Source organism: uncultured Thiodictyon sp. (assembly GCF_903946935.1).
Lineage (GTDB): Bacteria > Pseudomonadota > Gammaproteobacteria > Chromatiales > Chromatiaceae > Thiodictyon.
The window spans coordinates 1-1,566 of sequence record NZ_CAJAXH010000104.1; the positions used below are offsets into that span (position 1 = coordinate 1).

Consider the following 1,566-nt stretch of genomic DNA (forward strand, 5'->3'; position numbering starts at 1 on the left):
GCACGGGCGGTCATGTGGGCCTCGCCGCCGGGACCGATGCCGACCAGGAAGAGCGTGCCGCGGGTGGGACTCTCAGTCATCAATCATCCTCGCAATGGACACCGTGGCGTGTTTGCCGTCGGTGTCTCGTACCTTATGTTTTTCGACCAGTAAGGGCCCGCCCGAGCGACCCGCCGCCAACAGGGCCGCGGCCTCGCTCACCGAGGGGGTGCCGGTGTGACGGCGCACCGTCTCCGACGGGTTGGGGACCTGCACGCACGCCAGTTCGGCCGCGCGATAAAAGACGGGTTGCCAGCCATGATACGCGGCCACGGCGGCCAGCCCTACCTCGTCCGCCTTCAAATCGATGCTGGCCACCGCGGCCACCTGGGCCGGGTCGGCGCCCAGGATGGCGAGTGCCTCGCTCACGGCACGCTCCAGGGTGGCGGCAGGAGTGCCGCGGTCGCAACCCAGGCCCAGGGCCAGGCGATGGTTCATTGACTCGCCTCCGGGACCCGGTAGATCACCAGCGCGCCGCTGAATCCCTCCGGCAGCGGCGGCAGGGGACGGTCGCCGATCCACAGCAGGGCGCGATAGTGACCCAGGTCCAGCGCATCCAGACTGCTGAAGCAATGCAGGTTGGCCGGCAATGGACCGGCCCGCCCATTGGCATGCCCCGGCCACCAGTCGCGGCTCCCGGCCTCCTGCACCAAGGCGACCGGCTCGTCATTGACCACCGCGGAACTCGCCCGCAGCAGGTCGTTGGCACTCGCCTCGAGGGTCCAGCCCAGTTCGCGCCCGAGGAGATCCACCGCGAGGGTCTGGCGCACGTCCGAGGCGGTGGTGAGCACCGGCGTCGCCCCCAGGGCCGCGGCCAGGCGTCCCGCCAGTGCATTGGCCCCGCCCAGATGGCCGGAGAGGACCGGGATCGCGAAGCGACCGGCCTCATCCAGCACCACCACCGCGGGGTCCTGGTGCTTGTCGCGCAGGTGCGGGGCGATCAAGCGCACCAGCGCGCCCACCGAAAAAATAGCGACGATCCCGCCGCAGTCAGCGAACAGACGCGGGATCAGTTCGCGCAGCGGGCCGCTGTAACAGGTGCAGGCGCCGGGGGCCGCGGCTTCGGCCAGATCACCCATCGCCTGCGGGGCATAGAGACGCGCCCCGGGCAGTGCCTTGACCACCGCGCCGGCCAGTGCAATACCGGCGCGGGTGATGGCCAGGACGGCGAGCGGGCGTTCGGGGGGAATGGTTGGCATGGATCGGCAAGGAATGCAGGTTGGAAGGAAAAGAGTTGTCCGCAAATGAACGCAAATGAACGCGAATAATCCTCAAAAGCGGAATCGCACCCCAAGAGAAACAAGAAAAGCGAATAGCGATCCGGGGCTTGATTTGCGCCTGTCTCATTTGCGTTTATTTGCGTTCATTTGCGGACCACTGTCTCTTTAGGGATGCGCTGATTTATTCCGGTGCATCAACGGGGCCTGAGTGATAAAATTCCGGACAACCTGCCACCGCCGATACACTGAACGATGACGCATCCATCCTGCGCCCACCCCGATTTTGCCGGCAAGAAGAAGCGGACCC

The 1,566-nt window shown here is 66.5% G+C and carries 2 protein-coding genes; both read right to left on the reverse strand.

From position 1 onward, the window contains the following. Positions 1–72: 72 nt before the first annotated feature. Positions 73–477, reverse strand: coding sequence for a cobalamin biosynthesis protein (locus tag QZX93_RS09380; protein WP_295388657.1), 405 nt, complete (start codon positions 475–477; stop codon positions 73–75). After that, entirely contained in the window at positions 474–1,238 is a 765-nt protein-coding gene (locus tag QZX93_RS09385) for a cobalamin biosynthesis central domain-containing protein (protein ID WP_295388660.1), read from the reverse strand. The genes QZX93_RS09380 and QZX93_RS09385 overlap by 4 nt, the downstream gene beginning before the upstream one ends. Positions 1,239–1,566: the final 328 nt, after the last annotated feature.